General features: G+C 65.3%; 12 protein-coding genes. 7 read left to right on the forward strand and 5 right to left on the reverse strand.

Going from position 1 to position 16,981, the window contains the following annotated elements; translation table 11 throughout:
• Window positions 1-317 precede the first annotated feature (317 nt).
• The 4 genes from ispH to ACQRBR_RS06840 form a co-directional block, all read right to left on the reverse strand.
• Window positions 318-1,169, reverse strand: a complete 852-nt coding sequence (gene ispH, locus ACQRBR_RS06825; protein WP_303881274.1) for a 4-hydroxy-3-methylbut-2-enyl diphosphate reductase — start codon at window positions 1,167-1,169, stop codon at window positions 318-320.
• Window positions 1,170-1,664: 495 nt separating this feature from the next.
• Window positions 1,665-2,663 (reverse strand): tRNA dihydrouridine synthase, encoded by a 999-nt coding sequence (locus ACQRBR_RS06830; protein ID WP_303881278.1) that lies wholly within the window; start codon window positions 2,661-2,663, stop codon window positions 1,665-1,667.
• Window positions 2,663-4,492: a SulP family inorganic anion transporter gene (locus ACQRBR_RS06835; RefSeq protein WP_303881281.1), complete on the reverse strand. Its 1,830-nt coding sequence runs from the start codon at window positions 4,490-4,492 to the stop codon at window positions 2,663-2,665. The genes ACQRBR_RS06830 and ACQRBR_RS06835 overlap by 1 nt, the downstream gene beginning before the upstream one ends.
• Window positions 4,493-4,702: 210 nt before the next feature.
• Window positions 4,703-5,818 carry a hypothetical protein gene (locus tag ACQRBR_RS06840; protein ID WP_040369755.1) on the reverse strand — a complete coding sequence of 372 codons (1,116 nt, stop codon included), beginning with the start codon at window positions 5,816-5,818 and terminating at the stop codon, window positions 4,703-4,705.
• A 238-nt stretch (window positions 5,819-6,056) separates the two neighbouring features.
• Between ACQRBR_RS06840 and ACQRBR_RS06845 the strand changes: the two genes are divergently transcribed.
• The 5 genes from ACQRBR_RS06845 to ACQRBR_RS06865 all read left to right on the forward strand — a co-directional run bounded on the left by ACQRBR_RS06845 (window position 6,057) and on the right by ACQRBR_RS06865 (window position 11,555).
• Window positions 6,057-6,701: an OmpH family outer membrane protein gene (locus tag ACQRBR_RS06845; protein WP_427812629.1), complete on the forward strand. Its 645-nt coding sequence runs from the start codon at window positions 6,057-6,059 to the stop codon at window positions 6,699-6,701.
• Between the two features lie 112 nt (window positions 6,702-6,813).
• On the forward strand, window positions 6,814-7,509 hold the full coding sequence (locus ACQRBR_RS06850) for a carbonic anhydrase (protein WP_427812630.1): 696 nt from the start codon (window positions 6,814-6,816) through the stop codon (window positions 7,507-7,509).
• A gap of 185 nt (window positions 7,510-7,694) precedes the next feature.
• Entirely contained in the window at window positions 7,695-8,675 is a 981-nt protein-coding gene (locus tag ACQRBR_RS06855; RefSeq protein ID WP_168934905.1) for an AEC family transporter, read from the forward strand.
• 288 nt (window positions 8,676-8,963) lie between these two features.
• Window positions 8,964-9,938 (forward strand): AEC family transporter, encoded by a 975-nt coding sequence (locus tag ACQRBR_RS06860; RefSeq protein WP_427812631.1) that lies wholly within the window; start codon window positions 8,964-8,966, stop codon window positions 9,936-9,938.
• Window positions 9,939-10,079: 141 nt separating this feature from the next.
• On the forward strand, window positions 10,080-11,555 hold the full coding sequence (locus ACQRBR_RS06865) for a hypothetical protein (RefSeq protein WP_427812632.1): 1,476 nt from the start codon (window positions 10,080-10,082) through the stop codon (window positions 11,553-11,555).
• 62 nt (window positions 11,556-11,617) lie between these two features.
• On the opposite strand, the gene ACQRBR_RS06870 is transcribed toward ACQRBR_RS06865, so the two are convergent.
• Window positions 11,618-13,060 (reverse strand): BPL-N domain-containing protein, encoded by a 1,443-nt coding sequence (locus ACQRBR_RS06870; RefSeq protein WP_427812633.1) that lies wholly within the window; start codon window positions 13,058-13,060, stop codon window positions 11,618-11,620.
• Between the two features lie 95 nt (window positions 13,061-13,155).
• Here ACQRBR_RS06870 and ACQRBR_RS06875 point away from each other — a divergent pair, with 95 nt between their 5' ends.
• Window positions 13,156-15,816, forward strand: a complete 2,661-nt coding sequence (locus ACQRBR_RS06875) for a valine--tRNA ligase (protein ID WP_168934908.1) — start codon at window positions 13,156-13,158, stop codon at window positions 15,814-15,816.
• Between the two features lie 11 nt (window positions 15,817-15,827).
• Window positions 15,828-16,751, forward strand: coding sequence for a hypothetical protein (locus ACQRBR_RS06880; protein ID WP_300706028.1), 924 nt, complete (start codon window positions 15,828-15,830; stop codon window positions 16,749-16,751).
• The last annotated feature ends 230 nt before the right edge of the window (window positions 16,752-16,981 follow it).

The following is a 16,981-nucleotide window of genomic DNA, read 5'->3' on the forward strand; positions in this document are numbered from 1 at the left end:
CTCCAGCACTCTAGTGAAAAATATCACAATTGTTGTCATGCTACGATGCTGCCAAAAAATAATCATCAAATACAAATTATTATAGACAGCACTCTGAGCATATTCCGTTTGCCGGAGGACAAGTACCGCCGGCAAATAAATACAAGAAAAAAACCAGGGAAATGTCCGAAGGGCCCTGGCGGGGGCAGGAAGGGCAGCTCCGCAAGGGCCGGGGACGGAAGAAAAGTTTTTTTGCCGCCTGTTCCGTACGGCAAAGCCTTTTGTTCACAAGGCTGCAAGGTCTGCGGGGCACACAGCGGTGCCCCGCGGAAGACCCGTTAATCCGACAACTGTTCCAGCCACTGCTGGGTGGCGTCGATAAGCTTGCGGGGCGTGGAAGCTCCGGCGGTGAGGCCCACGCGCGTTTTGCCGGCAAAGTCTTCGGCCCGCAGTTCTTCGGCCTGTTCTATATGATAGGTGCTGATGCCGCTTTGGGCAGCCAGGTCGGCCAGGCGGCGGGTGTTGCCGCTCTGACGGCCGCCCACCACCACCATGGCTTCTACCTGGGCAGCGATGCTGCGGGCCTCTTCCTGCCGCTCACGGGTGGCGTCACAGATGGTGGCCAGCACCTTGAGCCGGGGCAGCCGGTCACGCAGCTCCTTTTCCAGCTGCTCGAAGACGGAGCGGTCCTGGGTGGTCTGGGAGGCCAGCACATAGGCCCGTTCCGGGTCCACATGCAGGGCGGCCAGCTCGTCACGGCTGCCGAACACATGGGCCGGTCCGTGGGCATAGGAGACCAGGCCGCGCACTTCAGGATGGTCAGCCTCACCGAAGAGCAGCAACTCTTCGCCGTCGCGGGTGGCACGTTCGATGGCCAGCTGGGCGCGCTTGACCTTGGGACAGGTAGCGTCCACCACGTCGGCGCCGGTGGCGCGGACAGCCTCCTCCACCTGACGTGTGATGCCATGGGCGCGGATGAGGACCCTGTCCGTGGCATTGAGCTGGGAAGGATCCTGGGCGCAGAAGACTCCCAGGGCCTCATAATCGGCCAGGACCTGCGGGTTGTGGATGATGGGGCCCAGGGTGCAGGTGCGGCCTTCGCAGGGCTGTTCCAGAGCGGTATCCAGTTTTTGCAGGGCCAGGCCGACCCCCATGCAGAAACCGGCGGTCTTGGCGCGGATGACGTCCATAGTTCTCTCCCGGAAAAAAGTCTTTGCGGCAGTGTTCCGTGAGAGGGAGGCCCTGTCAAGGGGAAGGGGCGCTCGCACTGTACGGGGATCGCCGCCGGATGGCGGATGCTGCCTGACCTCTGGACGAGTTCGTCTGCGCGGCAAGACGGCAAGGGCGGCACGGCATCTTCGGCACACGGCCCGATCGACGCATTCGATATACGGGAAAGCAGAGCCTGTGGGCAGGTGCGTCTGTGATTGAACGGGGAATACAAGAGGCCTGCCTGTGGGGACGGGGCAGGCGGCGGATGTCTCCCCGGCTGAAGAGGAGATGAAGAAGGCTGTCCGTGAAGGCAGAGGAAAGCGCGGGGGAGAGAAAACCGGAACTTCCTGTCGAGCGTCCTGTGCGGAGCACGGGACGCCGTGAGCGGTTTTTGAAGGATGGGGGAGTTTGAGGGGGAAGGGGACTTTTTTCCGCTGGAAAAAGTCCCCTTCCCCCTCAACAGATCTTGCCGTTTATTCCGGTAAAAAACGGTCCATCAGCTCGTGCAGACCTTCCCAGGACGTGCAGCGGCAGAGCTCGAGGCGCAGGGCCTTGACGCCGGGCAGGCTGCGCACATAGCGGGGCACCACGCTGCGCATCTTCCAGAGGGCGGCGCGACCGGGGCAAAGCTCCTGGGCCAGTTCCATGTGGCGCAGGACCATGGCCCGCAGGGCGGCGGGTGCGGGTGGCTGGGGCTCCTCGCCCCGGCAGAGACGGAGATGGTCATCGAAGATGGCCGGGCCGTGCATGGCGCCCCGGGCGTACATGACCGTATCCACGCCGGTCTGTTCCAGCACGCGCAGGCCGTCCCGGGCGCTGAACAGGTCGCCGCTGGCGATGAGGGGGATGTCCAGGGCCTGCTTGAGCTCGGCCAGTACCTCGTGGGCGGCCTCGCCGCCGAAACCCTGGCGTGCCGTGCGCGGGTGCAGGGTGATCCAGCCCGCGCCCAGATCCTGGAGGCGCAGGGAAAGGTCGCGCCAGACATGCCTTTGGCTGTCCAGGCCCAGACGGATCTTGAAGCCCACCCGTCCGGGACCGGCGGCCTGGAGCATGGCGCGGGCCACTTCGAGGGCATTGGGCACATCGCCCAGCATGGCGGCTCCGGCCCCCTGTTTGAGGACTTTGGCCACCGAGCAGCCCATGTTGAGGTCGAACCAGCCGTAGCCCACGTCGCGGAGCATCTCCACGGCCCGCTGCAGGAAGGAGGCCTCGGCGCCGAAAAGCTGGACCACCAGCGGCTGGTCTTCGGGCAGGCTCTGCAACAGCTCGCCGGTGCCGGGGCTGCGGTAGACAAGGCCCTTGGCGCTGACCATCTCGGTCACGCAGACCGCCGCGCCGTACTGGCGGCAGAGCAGGCGGAAGGGCAGGTCGCTGTAGCCGGCCAGGGGAGCCAGCCAGGGGTGCTCCCGGTCGAAGGGCAGGCTGTCAGGGTTGGCCGGGGATTCCGGCAGGAAAAACGCTTTGTGCATCATCAATGTTCCGTAGTGCGGGACGCAGGGTCTTCGGGTTGCATCTGTTGCAGGCGCTGCTGCGCCAGCTGGTCCACGCTGCGGGGAGCAGCGGCCGGGGTACGGACCGGATCGGGGCAGGATTCCTCAGGGCAGCCGGTGTGGCAGCAGATATGCCTGTTCAGCATGTCCACGCCGATACGCAGACCGTCGCCCAGGGTATCGGCCACAAAACCGTCGCTCAGGCAGTCGATGACGCCCGTGCGGCCAAGGATGTCGCGCACGTTGCGGCTGCCCACCACCAGGACCACCGGCACACTGCGGGCATAACAGCGTTCGAGGAACTGCTCAAGGGCATGGGCGCCGGAGGCATCCAGCCAGAACACGCGGGTCAGGTGCAGGACCACCAGACGGGGCGGCATGTCGTCCTCTTCGTAGAGCTGGCGCTCCAGCTCATGGATGGCGCCGAAGAAGAGCGTGCCTTCGATGACGTAGACCACCAGCCCTTCGGGGATGCGGTCCGGGGCATAGCGCATGAGCGGGTCCGTGGCCCGCAGGCGGCGTACCCGGGGATGGGCCGCCTTGTAGATGAAGAGGGTCAGGGAGAGCAGCACGCCGATGAACACGGCCCGCTCCAGATCGAGGAGCAGGGTGGACGCAAAGGTGATGAGCAGCACCCAGCGGTCGATGCGCGTGGCCCGCAGGCAAAGGCGGATGGCCGGGATGTCGATCATGTTCACCGAGATGAGCAGCAGCACGCCCGCCAGGGCAGGCATGGGCAGCCAGCTGACCAGCGGTGCCATGACGAAGAGCATGGGCAGGGCCAGCAGACCAGAAAAGACCGTGCCCATGCGGCTGCGCCCGCCGCTGGTGACCACCAGGGCGCTGCGGGTGAAGGAGCCGCAACCGGGGATGCCGGAGGTGAGGCCCGCGGCGATATTGCCGAGGCCCTGGCCGATGAGTTCCTGGCTGCCGTCGAAGCGGTCGCCGCGGATGCCCGCCAGCTGCTTGCCGATGGCCAGGGATTCCACGGCGCCCAGCAGGGCGATGGCCAGCGCGGGCATGAACAGGTCGCGGATGGAGGCCATGTCGAAGGCCGGGGGCAGGGAAAGGGGCGGGACCACGCTGGGGATGGCGCCCACCAGGCGCACGCCCTGCTCGTGGAGACCCAGAAGGGCCGAGACGGCGGAGATGATGACCAGGGCCGCCAGGGTGGCCGGGAAGCGGCGCGAGATGCGCTTGAAAAGCAGAATCAGCAGGATGGTGCCCCCGGAGACCAGCAGACACCAGATGTTGAGATGGCTGAAGTTGTGGATGACGTGATCGATCTGGGGGAAGAATCCCTGTGCCTGGGAGGAGGGCAGGCCCAGCGCGGTCTTGAGCTGGCCTGAGGCGATGAGCAGGGCCGCACCGGCGGAGAAGGCCACCATGACCGAATGGGAGATGAAATTGGCCAGCTCGCCCAGACGGGCAAGGCCCATGCCCACCTGGATGAGGCCGCAGAGCAGGGCGATGCCGAAGATATAGGGCATGCGGGCTTCTTCGGGCAGACTGGCCACGGTGATGCCGCCGATGCTGACCGTGCTCATGGTGGTGAACAGCACCATGGAGATGGCGTTGGTGGGTCCGGCAGCCAGATAGCGGGCCGAACCCCAGAGGGCGGCCACGATGACCGGCAGCATGCAGGCATAGATGCCGTATTGCGGGTGCACCCCGGCGATGAGGGCATAGGCCATGGCCTGGGGGACGGCCATGGGGGTGACGGTGAGCGCGGCGACGAAGTCGGCGCGGAAGTCGCGCAGGCTGTAGTGACGCAGTTCGTTCAAAAAGGGGAAGAGGCGGGCGGCATTCATGGCGGCGCTCCGTGGTATGGAAGGTGACGGGCCCGGAAGGGCAACGCCCGGCAGGACAGGGGGCCGGAAAAAACGGCGCATGTCCCCGCAGGGCGGGCGGCATCATGACAGGAAAGGGGCAGGGGATCCCGGCGGCGTGCGCCGTGCGGCGTACGGTTCCGTCGTCCTGGCAGGGAACGGCGGCGTTACGGGGGATCGGCCTGCCCCGGCCTAGTCGTGGGAGTCGTCTTCCAGCTTGAGGACGTCCTGCCCCAATGCATAGCGCATGAGGGAAGGACGCTCCGCGGATTTTTTCAGGGAGCCGATGATGCGGGTCATGCGGCGGGTGCCTTCCAGCACGCCGCCCAGATGCCCGGCCAGTTCCGTCAGGTCGGCGCGGGCCAGGATCTTTTCCAGTTCCAGGGCCAGGCGCTGGCCGCGTGAATCCTCGTGGAACTCTGCGCGCAGTTCGCGGGAAAGGCGCAGGGCACGGGAAAGGTTGTTGTCGATGTCTTCCACCAGCTCGCCGCAGTATTCGGCCTGGTTGCGCATGATGTTCAGGGCATTGTTGCCGTAGTGGGCCATGGCGCCGGCGGCTTTTTCCAGCGTGTCGCGGGCCACGGCCAGGCGGCGGCCCGTGGTCAGGGACACGATGCGGGCGCATTTGGACAGGAAGTGGGCGTCGTACATCTCGAAGCCGTATTCCCGCTGGGTGTAGAGCAGCACCAGGCCGAAGGGCGGCCGGTCGTTGCGTTCGCGCAGCACGAAGGCCAGACGGGAACGGTAGCCCGCCTTGTAGACCACGCAGTCGAAGGACTCGCCGCCGCGTTCGATGCCCCGCAGGTTGTTGGACACCACATGCCGGGCCGAGCCTTCCTTGACCGTGCGCATGACCGGATGGTTGCGGATGCCCTCTTCCAGGGCGGGGACCACCATGGGGATGCCGCCGCCGTCACGGCGCGCGGCGGCTTGCACCACCCATTCGCCCTGGGGGTTGCGCAGACGGCAGACATAGAGGTCGGCATGCAGGGCATGGACCAGGATCTCGGCGCTCTGGCGCAACACTTCTCCGGGGGGCGCCATATGGTCGGCCATGGAAAGCAGGTCGTTGGAGACACGCAGCAGGGTCTCCGTCTCGCTCTGCATGGCGGCGACGGAGGAAAGCAGCTGGAGCAGCGAGCGCCAGCTGCGCAGGGGCACGGCCCGCACGTCAGGCTGGTAGCCGCGCTTCAGGGAGCGATAGGCAGCCCGGATAAGGGCGATGATGGCAGGACGCACTTCGGGCGGCGCGTGTCTGACGATCTCGGTGATGGCTTCGCGCGGGGTGCGCAGGGAGTGGTATGACACGAAAATTCTCGCTTGGCGGCAGGTCCGCCCTGAAGATCTTATAAAATAAGGACAACGTTCAGAATAACAATATCGCATCCTTTGTCAATGCGCGTGCCGTCTTGCACGAGGTCCTGTCCCGGCCGTACGCCGGAGCGGGGCTGGCGGAAAAGAGTTGAGTCCCGGAACAAAACATCGTACAAGCAGGCCATTCAGACTGAAACCGCACATCTTGCGGATGATCCAAGGAGAACTCCCCATGCGTATTCGTTTCCTCGTCCTTTCCCTGCTCGTCCTCTGCCTCGCCGTCAGCGGCTGCCAGCAGACCCAGGAACCCGCCGTCAAGGTCGGCGTGGTCGATATGAACCGCCTGCTGCGTGACAGCGAGCCCGGCAAGGAAGCCAGCCGCTTCCTGGAAGGCATGCAGAAAGAGATCCAGCAGCAGATCGACGACGTGCAGGCCCGTCTGGGCAAAGATCCCGAGAACGAAAACCTGCAGCGTGAACTGCAGGCCATCTACATGGGTGGCCAGCAGCGCATCAACGCCGAACAGCAGAACGTGGTCAGCCAGCTGCTGGATCTGACCCAGCGTCTGGTGAACAACTACCGCAAGGCCAACGGCCTGAGCGTGGTGCTGGGCACGGACGTGGCCGTGGCCTATGACCCCGCCCTGGACGTGACCAATGCCCTGCTGGACGAAATGAACAAGCAGAAGGTCAACTTCGTGTCCGTGAGCAACCCCCAGCCCGAAGCTCCCGCCGCGGCTGAAGCTCCTGCCGTCGAAGCGCCCGCCAAGGCCGCCCAGGACACCAAGGCCGCCGAGAAGCCCGCTGAAAAGCCCGCTCCCGCTGCCGAAAAGCCCGCCGCTGCAAAGGCCGCTCCTGCCGAAGCCAAGGCCCAGTAGCCCCTGTCTTTGATGCTATCCGAGAGCCCCGGTCCTTCCGGGGCTCTTTTTGTCTCTTCCGTCCGGCGGCATCCTGCGCGTCGCACGGGCGGAAGGTATTTTTGAGGGAACAATGAAAGACTTTGAAAAATTCATCGACGGTTTCAGGAACTTCCGCCGCTTCTACTTCGATGCGGAGAACGACTACTACACGTCCCTGAACAAGGGGCAGCACCCTAAGGCCATCGTCATCGCCTGCAGCGATTCCCGCGCGGATCCGGCTCTGCTCATGGGCTGCGACCCGGGCGACATCTTCGTGGTGCGCAACGTGGCCAACCTGGTGCCTCATGCCGACGACGCCCTGCGCCGCGATGCCGTGCTGGCCGTGCTGGAATACGGGGTGCACCACCTCAAGGTGGAGCATATCATCGTGCTGGGGCACTCCGGCTGCGGCGGCATCCAGGCCCTGCTGAATCCCGAATCGCTGCATGACGAGAGTTTCGTGGCCAACTGGGTCTCCATGGCCGCGCCCGCCCTGGAACGGATGCGCGAGGACGTACGCGACGAGAGCCCGGCTGAGCGGCAGCGCCACTGCGAAGAGGCCGCCATCCTGGTTTCCATCGACAACCTGCTCTCCTATCCCTGGATCCAGGAGCGGGTGGCCGCCCACAAGCTGTCGTTGCACGCCTGGTATTTCGATATGTCGCAGGGCTCCCTGCTGGCCTATTTCCCGGACAGCGAGACCTTCGAGCCCCTGGTGGCCCACTGCCGCCAGTGCGGGGCCCTGGATGCCGCCTGCGACTGCCATATGCATGGCGGCAAGGCTTAGGACAGGCCCGGTGCCTGTTCTCCCGATACGCTGAGAAATGGCCCGGCAGTACGGATGCAGGGCCTGTCCCGGATGGCGGCATGACCGCTGTCCGGCAGGCATCCGTGCTGTTCCGGGCTTTTTTGCCGGGCCAGCTCGTTACCTGCGCTTCTGGACATCCGCCCGGGAGAAGCATAAGCAAGGGCATGATCGAAGCATTTTCCGCCGTTGTTCCCGTGTTCCTGCTCATCGGTCTGGGCGTCTGCCTGGATCTTTTCCGGGCCCTGCCCGAGAACGCCAACCAGACCCTGAGCCTCTATGTCCTCAACGTGGCCCTGCCGCTGCTGCTGTTCCAGATCATGGCCACCGCCCCCCTGGAGAGCTTTGCGCATCCGCAGTTCTGGCTGGGCGTCATCGCCGCACAGTTCCTCATCTACGGGGTTTGCTACGCGGCCGACCGCATCCTGGCCCGCCACGACAGCGCGGCGGCGACCGTGACGGCCCTGGGCGGCTGTTTCTGCAATGCCGCCTTCGTGGGCATCCCCGTCATCACCAGTGCCCTGCCGGGCAATGCCGAGGCCCTGTTCGTGGCCGGCCTGTTCACCATCACGCCCAACCTGCTGTTCGTGGTGGGACAGGTGCAGCTGGCCGCGCATGACCCTTCCCGCTCCATGCCGCAGGGGCGCAAGGCCGTGCTGCTGCATGTGCTGCGCTATTCGTTGCTGTACAATGCCGTGTTCTGGGGCATGGCGGGCGGCGTGCTGGTCTCGGCCCTGGGGCTGGGCCTGTGGGATCCGCTGAACAGGGCCGCCGAGCTGGTGGGCCATACGGCCGCCCCCTGTATGCTCGTGACTCTGGGCCTGACCCTGCGGGAGCGACTGGCCGTGGTCCTGCGGCACGCGGGCGGCCATGCGCTGCTGCGCCAGACGGCCCTGCAGATCTGCAAGCTGGTGGTGCAGCCCCTGGTGTGCTGGGGCATCCTGGCCGCGCTGGGCGTGGAAGGCCTGTGGCTGGCCGTTTCGGTCATCATGGCTGCTTCCGGCTCCGCCCTGGTGGTTCCCGTGCTGGCGGACGTGCACCATGCCGGTCCTGAGGAAGCGACCCTGACGGCCCTGGTCTCCAATGGCCTGAGCCTGTTCTCGCTGAGTTTCTTCATCTGGGTGATGCGTCTGCTGGGCCATATCTGATGCGCCCCGGCCGTCTTTTGCCGTGCCGGTGTCCTGACTGGGATGCCGGGGCGGCAGAGGGGCGTCTGCCGAAGTGCGCCCTGCGGGGCTTTATTCTGTAAGGCGCTCCATACAGCTGGATAAAATTTTATCGAAGCCCGGTCGATACCGGGCTTTTTCGATAGGTTATATATTGTTTGGTTAAACAAACAATTTTCTGGACAAGCAGAGGAAAGAAGCGCATCTTTCCCCTCACCGCAAGCGACATCCTCCGGGAGAGCCACACTACGGTCCGCATGGAGGTGTCGTATGGAAGCATTCTACGCTGTTCTTCCCGTTTTTTTGCTCATAGCCGTGGGGGCCGCGGTCCACATGACCGACGTGCTGCCGGAGAACACCGGCGCGGCCATGGGCCTTTATGTGCTCAAGCTGGCCTTGCCCGTACTCATGCTGCATATCCTGGCCGGTGCGAGCCGTCTGGATCTGGCCCACGGCGGTTTCTGGCTGGGCGTCATCGGGGCACAGATGGTGTGCTATTTGCTGGGCTACGTCGCAGACAGGCTTTTTTCCCGGCGGGGCACGGGCCCGGCCATCATCTCCGGTCTGGCCTGTAGCGCCAGCAACACGGCCTTCGTGGGGCTGCCCATTGTGGCCAGCCTGCTGCCGGGAAATCATGAAGCCATGGTGGTGGCCGGTCTGGCGGCCCTGACGCCCAATGTGGTGGTCATCATGGCCCAGATCCGCATGGACTGTCTGGCAGGGTCCGCGGCCTGGGGCGATGGCCGCGGACGCATCTGGAAGCTGTTGCGCTTGTTCCTGTTGGGCAACCCCCTGCTGCTGGCCACGCTGGCGGGCCTTGCCCTGGCCTGTTCGGGGCTGGGGCTGTGGCAGCCGCTGGATCACGCCGCAGAGCTCATCGGCAGTACGGCCGCGCCCTGCATGCTGCTGGCCCTGGGCTTCGACCTGCGCCAGAAGCTGGTGCTGGCCCTGCGCCGCAACGGCGGGCATACGGTGGTCCGGCAGACCTGGCTCCTGCTGTGCAAGCTGGGCATCCATCCCCTGATCTGCTGGGGCATCATGCATCTGGCAGGCCTGCCGCCGCTCTGGCTGGGCGTAGCCGTGCTCATGTCCGCCACCGGTACGGCCCTGGTGGCTTCGGTGCTGGCCGAGGTCTACAGCGCCGTGCCCGAAGAGGCGGCCCTGACCGCCGTACTGAGCAATGCCGCCAGCATGGTCAGCCTGATGCTGTTCATCTTTCTGCTGCAGGGGGCGGGCTGCCTGTAGTGCTTGTCAGGAAGGGGCGCGGACTATAGGATAGAGGCTATTGCCGTTTCCCGGCCCCAGCGGCTCCTCTGGTCTGCCTGTCCGCAGGTTGCCTTTGTCCGGGCCCGTATCCCGACCTTTTCCCGAGCAAGGAATCTTTTGATGGATCGTTTCTCCCGTCTGTGCCTATGGGGATCCATGGCGTGTGCCTTTTTGAGCCTGGCTCTGCTGTCGTTCGATGTTTTCCCCTGGTACGAGGTGCCCTTCATGCCGCCTCGGCCCATGTATCCGTTGGCCTGTGCGGGCATGCTCCTGTTCCTGCTTTCCGGCCGCTGGTATGGCCATATGCGGGAACACCGGGGATTGCTGTTTTTATGGGCGGCCCTGCTCGGTTGCAGCGTTCTTTCGACCTGGCTGGGCCTCCAGGGGGTGCCCTACAACATCGCGCCTGCTGTCTGGCTGGGGCTTGCCCGCTGGTTCATCGTGCCGTTCTGCTTCCTGCTCTGGTGGGCCGTGATGTTCTCCTGCCTGCCGTCCTCCTGCGGCAAACGACTTTTCCAGGCGGCCCTGCTGGTACTCGGCCTGTCCAATCTTGCCCATATTGTTCTGGAGATCCTGGCCAATCATGGTGCAGAGGGGATCAAGAGTTTCCTGGTCAGCATCAATCCCTGGTTCCGTATGGAGTGCATCGGTCACGGCTGGTGGCCGCCGCCGTATTTTACCGACAGGGTCAGGGGCCTGTTCGCGGAGCCGTCGCACATGGCGTTTGGCCTGTTGCCGGTGCTGGGGCTGCTGCTGGCGAAGTGCGCGGGCAATCGTCTCTGGCTGCTGGGGGTCGCGGGCTGGGGGATCGTCATGTGGCAGAGCAAGGTCCTCACCGGTGCGGTCGCTTTTCTGCTGGCCTGCATCATGGCCGGGGGCTCCTGGTATCTGGCTGCCTGGCGCCGCCACAGCCGCAGAGTCCTCACTCTGTCCTGTGTTCTGCTTGTCCTGGCTGGTGTCGGGGGCTGGACGCTCCTGCAACCAAAGTTTGAACGCTTTGGAGCCGTGGTACAGGAAACGGATTCCATCCTGCGTTTTCTGGAAGACAGCCATGCCGGTCTTTCTCCCCAGTGTCCCGAGCTGCAAGGGGCCTTGGAGCAGAACGGTTCCTTGGGCATACGTTATGCCTGCACCCGGCTGGATATGGCCGCCGGCCTGTCCCGCGTGCTGGGAACAGGATTTTATCTGCGAGGGTTCTACTGGCAGCCGCTGGATGCATGCAGCTTGGAGCGGGGCAGCGAGCTGCGTGGTTTCGTTCAGCAGGCCAAGGGAGACAAGCTGCGCCGGGTACCGCCGCTGAATGAATATTCTGTCCTGCTCGCGGAGTTCGGGGTCCCCGGTCTGCTCCTGTTCCTGGGGCTGTGCGGCATGCTGCTCTGGAGGAGCGTGCGTTTTGCCGCCCGGAACCGGGACTGGTATGTGTACGCCATGGCCTGTGCTTTTATGGGGATGCTGGGGGCGTTCATCTCCACAGGGCTCATGAATGCTCTGGTCTTCACCTTCTTCGCCGGCTATCTGTACGCCATCAGCGGGCAACGTCATGGCGCCACCTCCGGAGCCGGAAGCACGCAGGTCCCGCAGCCGGCGCGCGGATAGCCGGAGAGGGCAGGCGGGGGCGTTCAGAAAAGGCACACGTTCGTCAGGCGTGCGTCGCTGGATCAGTCGTCCAGCGCGGCGCAGGCATCTTCCTGCTGGCCGCGGTAGAGCAGCTCGTCGGTCATCTCCAGCAGTTCGCCCACGATGCCGCCCCCGGTCATGGGATGGCCGAACAAGGCCTCGCGCTGGTTGGTGAGGCCGCGCCGGGCCACGGCGTCGGGCATGGTGGGGGAGAGGGTCTCGCGCAGGCGGCAGGCCAGCAGATAGCCCTCGGCACCGGGCAGGAAGATGTCCGTGAGGGCCGCGAAGCGGGCGCGCATCCCCTCCCAGGCGGCCAGGGTATCCGGGCCGGGACGCAGGCCGCAGAGCACGCGCAGGGACGAATACAGATTGTTGCAGACCGCGCCGGGCAAGCCGGGGCGCCAGCCCCAGAGCCAGGGGGTGCGCTCGAAAAAGAGGTTGTGTTCCACGCCCAGATCCAGCAGCTCGCGCATGCCGTGCAGCAGGGTGCGCAGGGGGGCCGTCTGCGGTGTGTCGGGCCAGCGGAACGCGGCCTTGCGGTGCAGGTCCCAGGCGGGCACCAGCTCGCACTGCGGCGCAAGACCGGCCAGCACGCGTAGCAGATGGGCCAGCCAGGCATTGGCATCGGGGCTGTCCGGGGTCTCCAGATGGGAATAGCTGAGGACGTAGCGGCCCCGGCCGTAATTGCCCGCCACCATCAGGGGCTGGCCGTCGAGGAAGTCCGCCGAGACATTGACCCCGTACAGGTCCTTCCAGGCTTCGAAGACAGGGGCCGGGATGCGGCTCAGGGGCAGGTCGGCCAGCCAGAAGTCCGTGTCCGGCTGACGGTAGGAGGCCAGGATGCTGACCCGCTCGTCGGCTTCCGGGGCGAAGCGGCCGGGCCACCAGACAGGCAGGGACGGCACATGGTCGTCATCCCGGGGCGGGCGGCAGTTGCTGCAGTGGCGGCAGTCGTCATCATGGCCGTGGGCGCAGCCGCGCCAGTGCGGCGGCACCAGGGCGCAGGCCTCGTCGCCCAGCGGCGGGCGCAGCGGATCGGGGGTAGCCCCGTTCGGAAAAGTTTTGGGGAAGTCCGGCCGCACGGCGGGCAGGTCGCGTGCCATGCAGGAGCGCACCCGCATGTGGGCATGGCCGGAGATGAGATGGTGCAGGCGCTCGGGATAGGGCGCACGGCCCCAGGGGCAGAGCCCCAGCCCGTCCTGGCTGCGGTGCTGGCTCAGGGCCAGTCCGGCGCCGCCGCAAAAGCCCAGGTAACGGCCGCCTTCGGCCAGATAGTCGCGCACGGCCTGCCGTCCCTTCTCACCCAGGGCCCGCGCCTTGAGCCGGGCGTTGCCGCCGGGGACCAGCAGGAGCGGGGCCGCTCCCTGTTCCTTGCCGGGCGTACCCTGCGGGCATGGCTTGCGAAAAAGCGCGCCATTGGCTATGTCTTGTCCCTTGACCAGACGACAGGGCAGTCCCAGCGCGCACAGGGCGCGCCAGACCATAAGGCCCCAGATATGGGACGCGTCCCAAAGAATACATACAGGGTTGGCGGCACACATAACAGCGTACTATGGCCGCCTTTCATGGAGAAAGCAAGATGGCGGATACCCTCCCCAAGGGCTACGAGCCCCATGACGTGGAAGCGCGCTGGCGCGACCACTGGCAGGACAACAGGACCTTCACGCCCGACCCGGATGCCCAGGGCGAACCCTTTTCCATCGTGATCCCGCCGCCGAACGTTACCGGCGCCCTGCACATCGGGCATGCCCTGAACCAGACCCTCATCGACGTGCTGTGCCGTCATGCCCGCCAGAAGGGCAAGAACGTGCTGTGGGTGCCCGGCACCGACCACGCCGGCATCGCCACCCAGAACGTGGTGGAACGCGCCCTGGCCAAGGAAGGCAAGACCCGTCAGGACCTGGGCCGCGAAGCCTTCATCGAGCGCGTGTGGCAGTGGCGCGAAGACTACGGTCACCGCATCCTCAACCAGATCCGCGCCCTGGGCGCTTCCGTGGACTGGACGCGCCTGCGCTTCACCATGGACGAAGGCCTGTCCGCCGCCGTGCGTAAGGTCTTTGTGCAGCTCTACAATGAAGGCCTGATCTATAAGGGCGACTACATCATCAACTGGTGCTCGCGCTGCCATACGGCCCTGGCCGATGACGAAGTGGAACACGAGGCCCACAAGGGCAAGCTGTGGAAGATCCGTTACCATCTGGCCGACGGCTCCGGCAGCATCACCATCGCCACCACCCGTCCCGAGACCATCCCCGGCGACACCGCCATCTGCGTGCATCCCGAGGACGAGCGCTACCAGCACCTGGTGGGCAAGACGGCCATCGTGCCCGTGCTGGGCCGCGAGATTCCCATCATCGCCGACAGCTACGTGGATCGCGAGTTCGGTACCGGCGCCCTCAAGGTGACCCCCTGCCACGACCACAACGACTGGGCCCTGGGCAAGAAGCACGATCTGGAATTCCTGCAGGTCATCGACGAAGACGGCATCATGAAGGCCGAGTCCGGCCCCTACGCCGGTCTGAAGAAGGAAGACTGCCGCACGAAGATCGTGGCCGACATCGAAGCCGCCGGCGACCTGCTGGCCGTGGAAGACCTGGACAACTCCGTGGGCCATTGCTACCGCTGCCACACCGTGGTGGAACCGCATGTGTCCACGCAGTGGTTCGTGGCCACCACCAAGATGGCTCCCGCCGCCCGCAAGGCCGTGCCCGAATTGACCCGCATCCTGCCGGAATCCTGGGCCAAGACCTACTATCACTGGCTGGACAACATCCGTGACTGGTGCATCAGCCGCCAGATCTGGTGGGGCCATCGTATCCCCGCCTGGACCTGCGCGCAGTGCGGCGAGCTCATCGTGGCCGAGCACGACCCCAGCTCCTGCCCCAAGTGCGGTTGCACCGATCTGAAGCAGGATGAGGACGTGCTGGATACCTGGTTCTCCTCGGCCCTGTGGCCCTTCTCCACCATGGGCTGGCCCGAGCAGACCAAGGATCTGGCCACCTGGTACCCCACCAGCGTGCTGGTGACCGGTTTCGACATCATCTTCTTCTGGGTGGCCCGCATGATGATGATGGGCCAGCACTTCATGGGCCAGGTGCCCTTCCACGACGTGTACCTGCACGCCCTGGTGCGTGACGAGACCGGCCGCAAGATGTCCAAGTCCACGGGCAACGTCATCGACCCGCTGGAGATGATCGACAAGTACGGCTGCGACTCCCTGCGCTTCACCCTGACGGCCTTTGCCGCCATGGGCCGCGACATCCGCCTGTCCGAAGCCCGCATCGAAGGCTACCGCCACTTCGTCAACAAGCTGTGGAACGCCGCCCGCTTCGCCCTCATGAACCTGCCCGAGACCGCGCCCGCCCCGGTGGCCCTGGAAAGCGTGGAAGGCCTGCACCACCAGTGGATTCTGCACCGTCTGGAGCAGGTCAAGCAGGACATGGACAAGGCGCTGGAAGAATACCGCTTCAACGACGCCGCCCAGCTGGGCTACAAGTTCCTGTGGAACGAGTTCTGCGACTGGTATCTGGAACTCATCAAGCCCGACATGCAGGACGAGGCCCGCAAGCCCGTGGCCCAGTATGTGCTGTGGGTGGTGCTGCGCGAGCTGCTGCTCCTGCTGCATCCCATCATCCCCTTCGTCACGGCCGAGATCTGGAACGCTCTGCCCGTGCCCGCCGGCGAGCAGCCCACGGACATCGCCCTGGAGCTCTATCCCGCGGCCCGTCCCGGCTGCCTGCATGAAGCCGAGGCCGCCCGCATGGAACTGGTGCAGGGCATCATCGTGGCCGTGCGCACCATCAAGGCCGAGCTGAACATCAGCCCCAGCCACAAGGTGAGCCTGATGCTGCATCCTGTGGACGAGGCCCAGGCCGCCCTGCTGGAGAGCTGCCGCCAGATGATGACCACCCTGGCCCGCCTGGAAGACCTGCAGATCGGTGCCGACCTGCACGCTCCCAAGGCTTCCGCCTCCTCTGTGGTGGGCGGCTGCCAGGTCATCGTGCCCCTCAAGGGCGCCGTGGACCTGGCCGGCGAACTGGCCCGTCTGGACAAGGAAATGGCCAAACTGGAAAAGGATCTGGTGGGCGTGCAGAGCAAGCTGCACAACGAAAGTTTCGTGAGCCGCGCTCCCGCCCAGGTTGTGGAACGCGAACGCGCCCGTGCCGAACAGCTGCTGGATGCCAAGGCCAAGATGCAGGCCCTGCGCCAGCGCTTCAGCGAAGCCCTCAACGAGGAATAAGGAACAACGTCATGAAGATGTCCGCCGTTGCCACGCCCCCCATGCTCTGCGCTTCCGGGCGCGGAGCGGTGGGCGTCGTGCCCGGCGCGGTCGTCGCCTCCGGTCTTTCGGGCCGGAGGCCGGCGGCCGCGCCGCTGTTTTGTCTGCTGCTCCTGCTGGTGTTCTGCCTGTCCGCCCTGCCGGCCCGCGCCCATGTGGTGGACGAGCTGGCCCCCCTGCTGGACAGCGATGCCATCGTGAACAGCATCCAGGATATCGGCCTGCTCAAGAAGGCCGGTTTCATCTATCAGCCCGACCTGACCATCACGGGCGAGATGTGCCCCGTGGACGGCAGCCAGGACCAGCTGGCCGTGCTCAGCGGCATGCTGGCCGCTGACAGGATGTATGCCTTCTACTTCGGCGATGTGTCCGACGCGGCCAAAAAGAACGAGCTGCTCCAGCAGCTGGTGGGCAAGCCCCTGCCCACGCTGAACAGCAAGGATATGGCCCGCATCCGCAAGGCCCCGCACAGCCAGGAGTCCGCGAATATTCTGGCGCGCTTCCGCCAGCAGGAGCTTTCCCGCCTGCTGGACGCCGCCCGTCAGGACGATCAGCTGCTGCGCCTGCTGGGGGCGCATCTGTACGGCCTTTATCTGGAGCGCCTGTACATGGCCTCGGTCATGGTGCTGGCCGCTGCGGAAAGCGACACGCTGGAGCCGCTCTATCAGGTGCACACCGGTTTGGCCACCCGGCACGGCAAGGCCCTGGAGATCCTTGGCAAAAAGGGCATGCTGGGCCTGGAAGACTGCGAGGCCCGCGCGGCCCTGGTCAAGAAGCTGCAGGGCCTGCTGACCGCCAACAAGGGCCAGCCTACGCTGGAAGGCCTGCGCGAGATCGTCTCGCTGGTACAGGAGGAGCGCGCGTTCTTCCTGACGCCCTGCCCGCTGCCGCAATAAGAATGTTTTGTGAGGGGGGAGAAGGAAACCTTTTTGGAAAAAGGTTCTCCTTCTCCCCCCTCACGCTCCCCCCACATCCTTCCAAAAACTTTTATTATGGGTCTGAATGGCCCTGTGAAGCGGCGAGAGCGCCTTTCCCTGAGGGGAAGGCGCTCTCGCCGCTTCTGGCGTCAGGAAAGGCGTAGGGCGTCAGGAAAGGCGTAGGGCGTCAGGAAAGGCGTAGGGCGTCA

The organism is Desulfovibrio sp. SGI.133 (assembly GCF_050313955.1).
Taxonomy (GTDB): domain Bacteria; phylum Desulfobacterota; class Desulfovibrionia; order Desulfovibrionales; family Desulfovibrionaceae; genus Desulfovibrio.

Excerpts from the sequence above, each read along its gene's own strand:
- ACQRBR_RS06870 (WP_427812633.1), bottom strand. The coding sequence starts at position 13,060 with ATGGTCTGGCGCGCCCTGTGCGCGCTGGGACTGCCCTGTCGTCTGGTC.
- ACQRBR_RS06850 (WP_427812630.1), top strand. The coding sequence starts at position 6,814 with ATGAAAGACTTTGAAAAATTCATCGACGGTTTCAGGAACTTCCGCCGC.
- ACQRBR_RS06880 (WP_300706028.1), top strand. The coding sequence starts at position 15,828 with ATGAAGATGTCCGCCGTTGCCACGCCCCCCATGCTCTGCGCTTCCGGG.
- ACQRBR_RS06835 (WP_303881281.1), bottom strand. The coding sequence starts at position 4,492 with ATGAATGCCGCCCGCCTCTTCCCCTTTTTGAACGAACTGCGTCACTAC.
- ACQRBR_RS06845 (WP_427812629.1), top strand. The coding sequence starts at position 6,057 with ATGCGTATTCGTTTCCTCGTCCTTTCCCTGCTCGTCCTCTGCCTCGCC.
- ACQRBR_RS06875 (WP_168934908.1), top strand. The coding sequence starts at position 13,156 with ATGGCGGATACCCTCCCCAAGGGCTACGAGCCCCATGACGTGGAAGCG.
- ACQRBR_RS06860 (WP_427812631.1), top strand. The coding sequence starts at position 8,964 with ATGGAAGCATTCTACGCTGTTCTTCCCGTTTTTTTGCTCATAGCCGTG.
- ACQRBR_RS06855 (WP_168934905.1), top strand. The coding sequence starts at position 7,695 with ATGATCGAAGCATTTTCCGCCGTTGTTCCCGTGTTCCTGCTCATCGGT.
- ACQRBR_RS06830 (WP_303881278.1), bottom strand. The coding sequence starts at position 2,663 with ATGATGCACAAAGCGTTTTTCCTGCCGGAATCCCCGGCCAACCCTGAC.
- ACQRBR_RS06865 (WP_427812632.1), top strand. The coding sequence starts at position 10,080 with ATGGATCGTTTCTCCCGTCTGTGCCTATGGGGATCCATGGCGTGTGCC.
- ispH (WP_303881274.1), bottom strand. The coding sequence starts at position 1,169 with ATGGACGTCATCCGCGCCAAGACCGCCGGTTTCTGCATGGGGGTCGGC.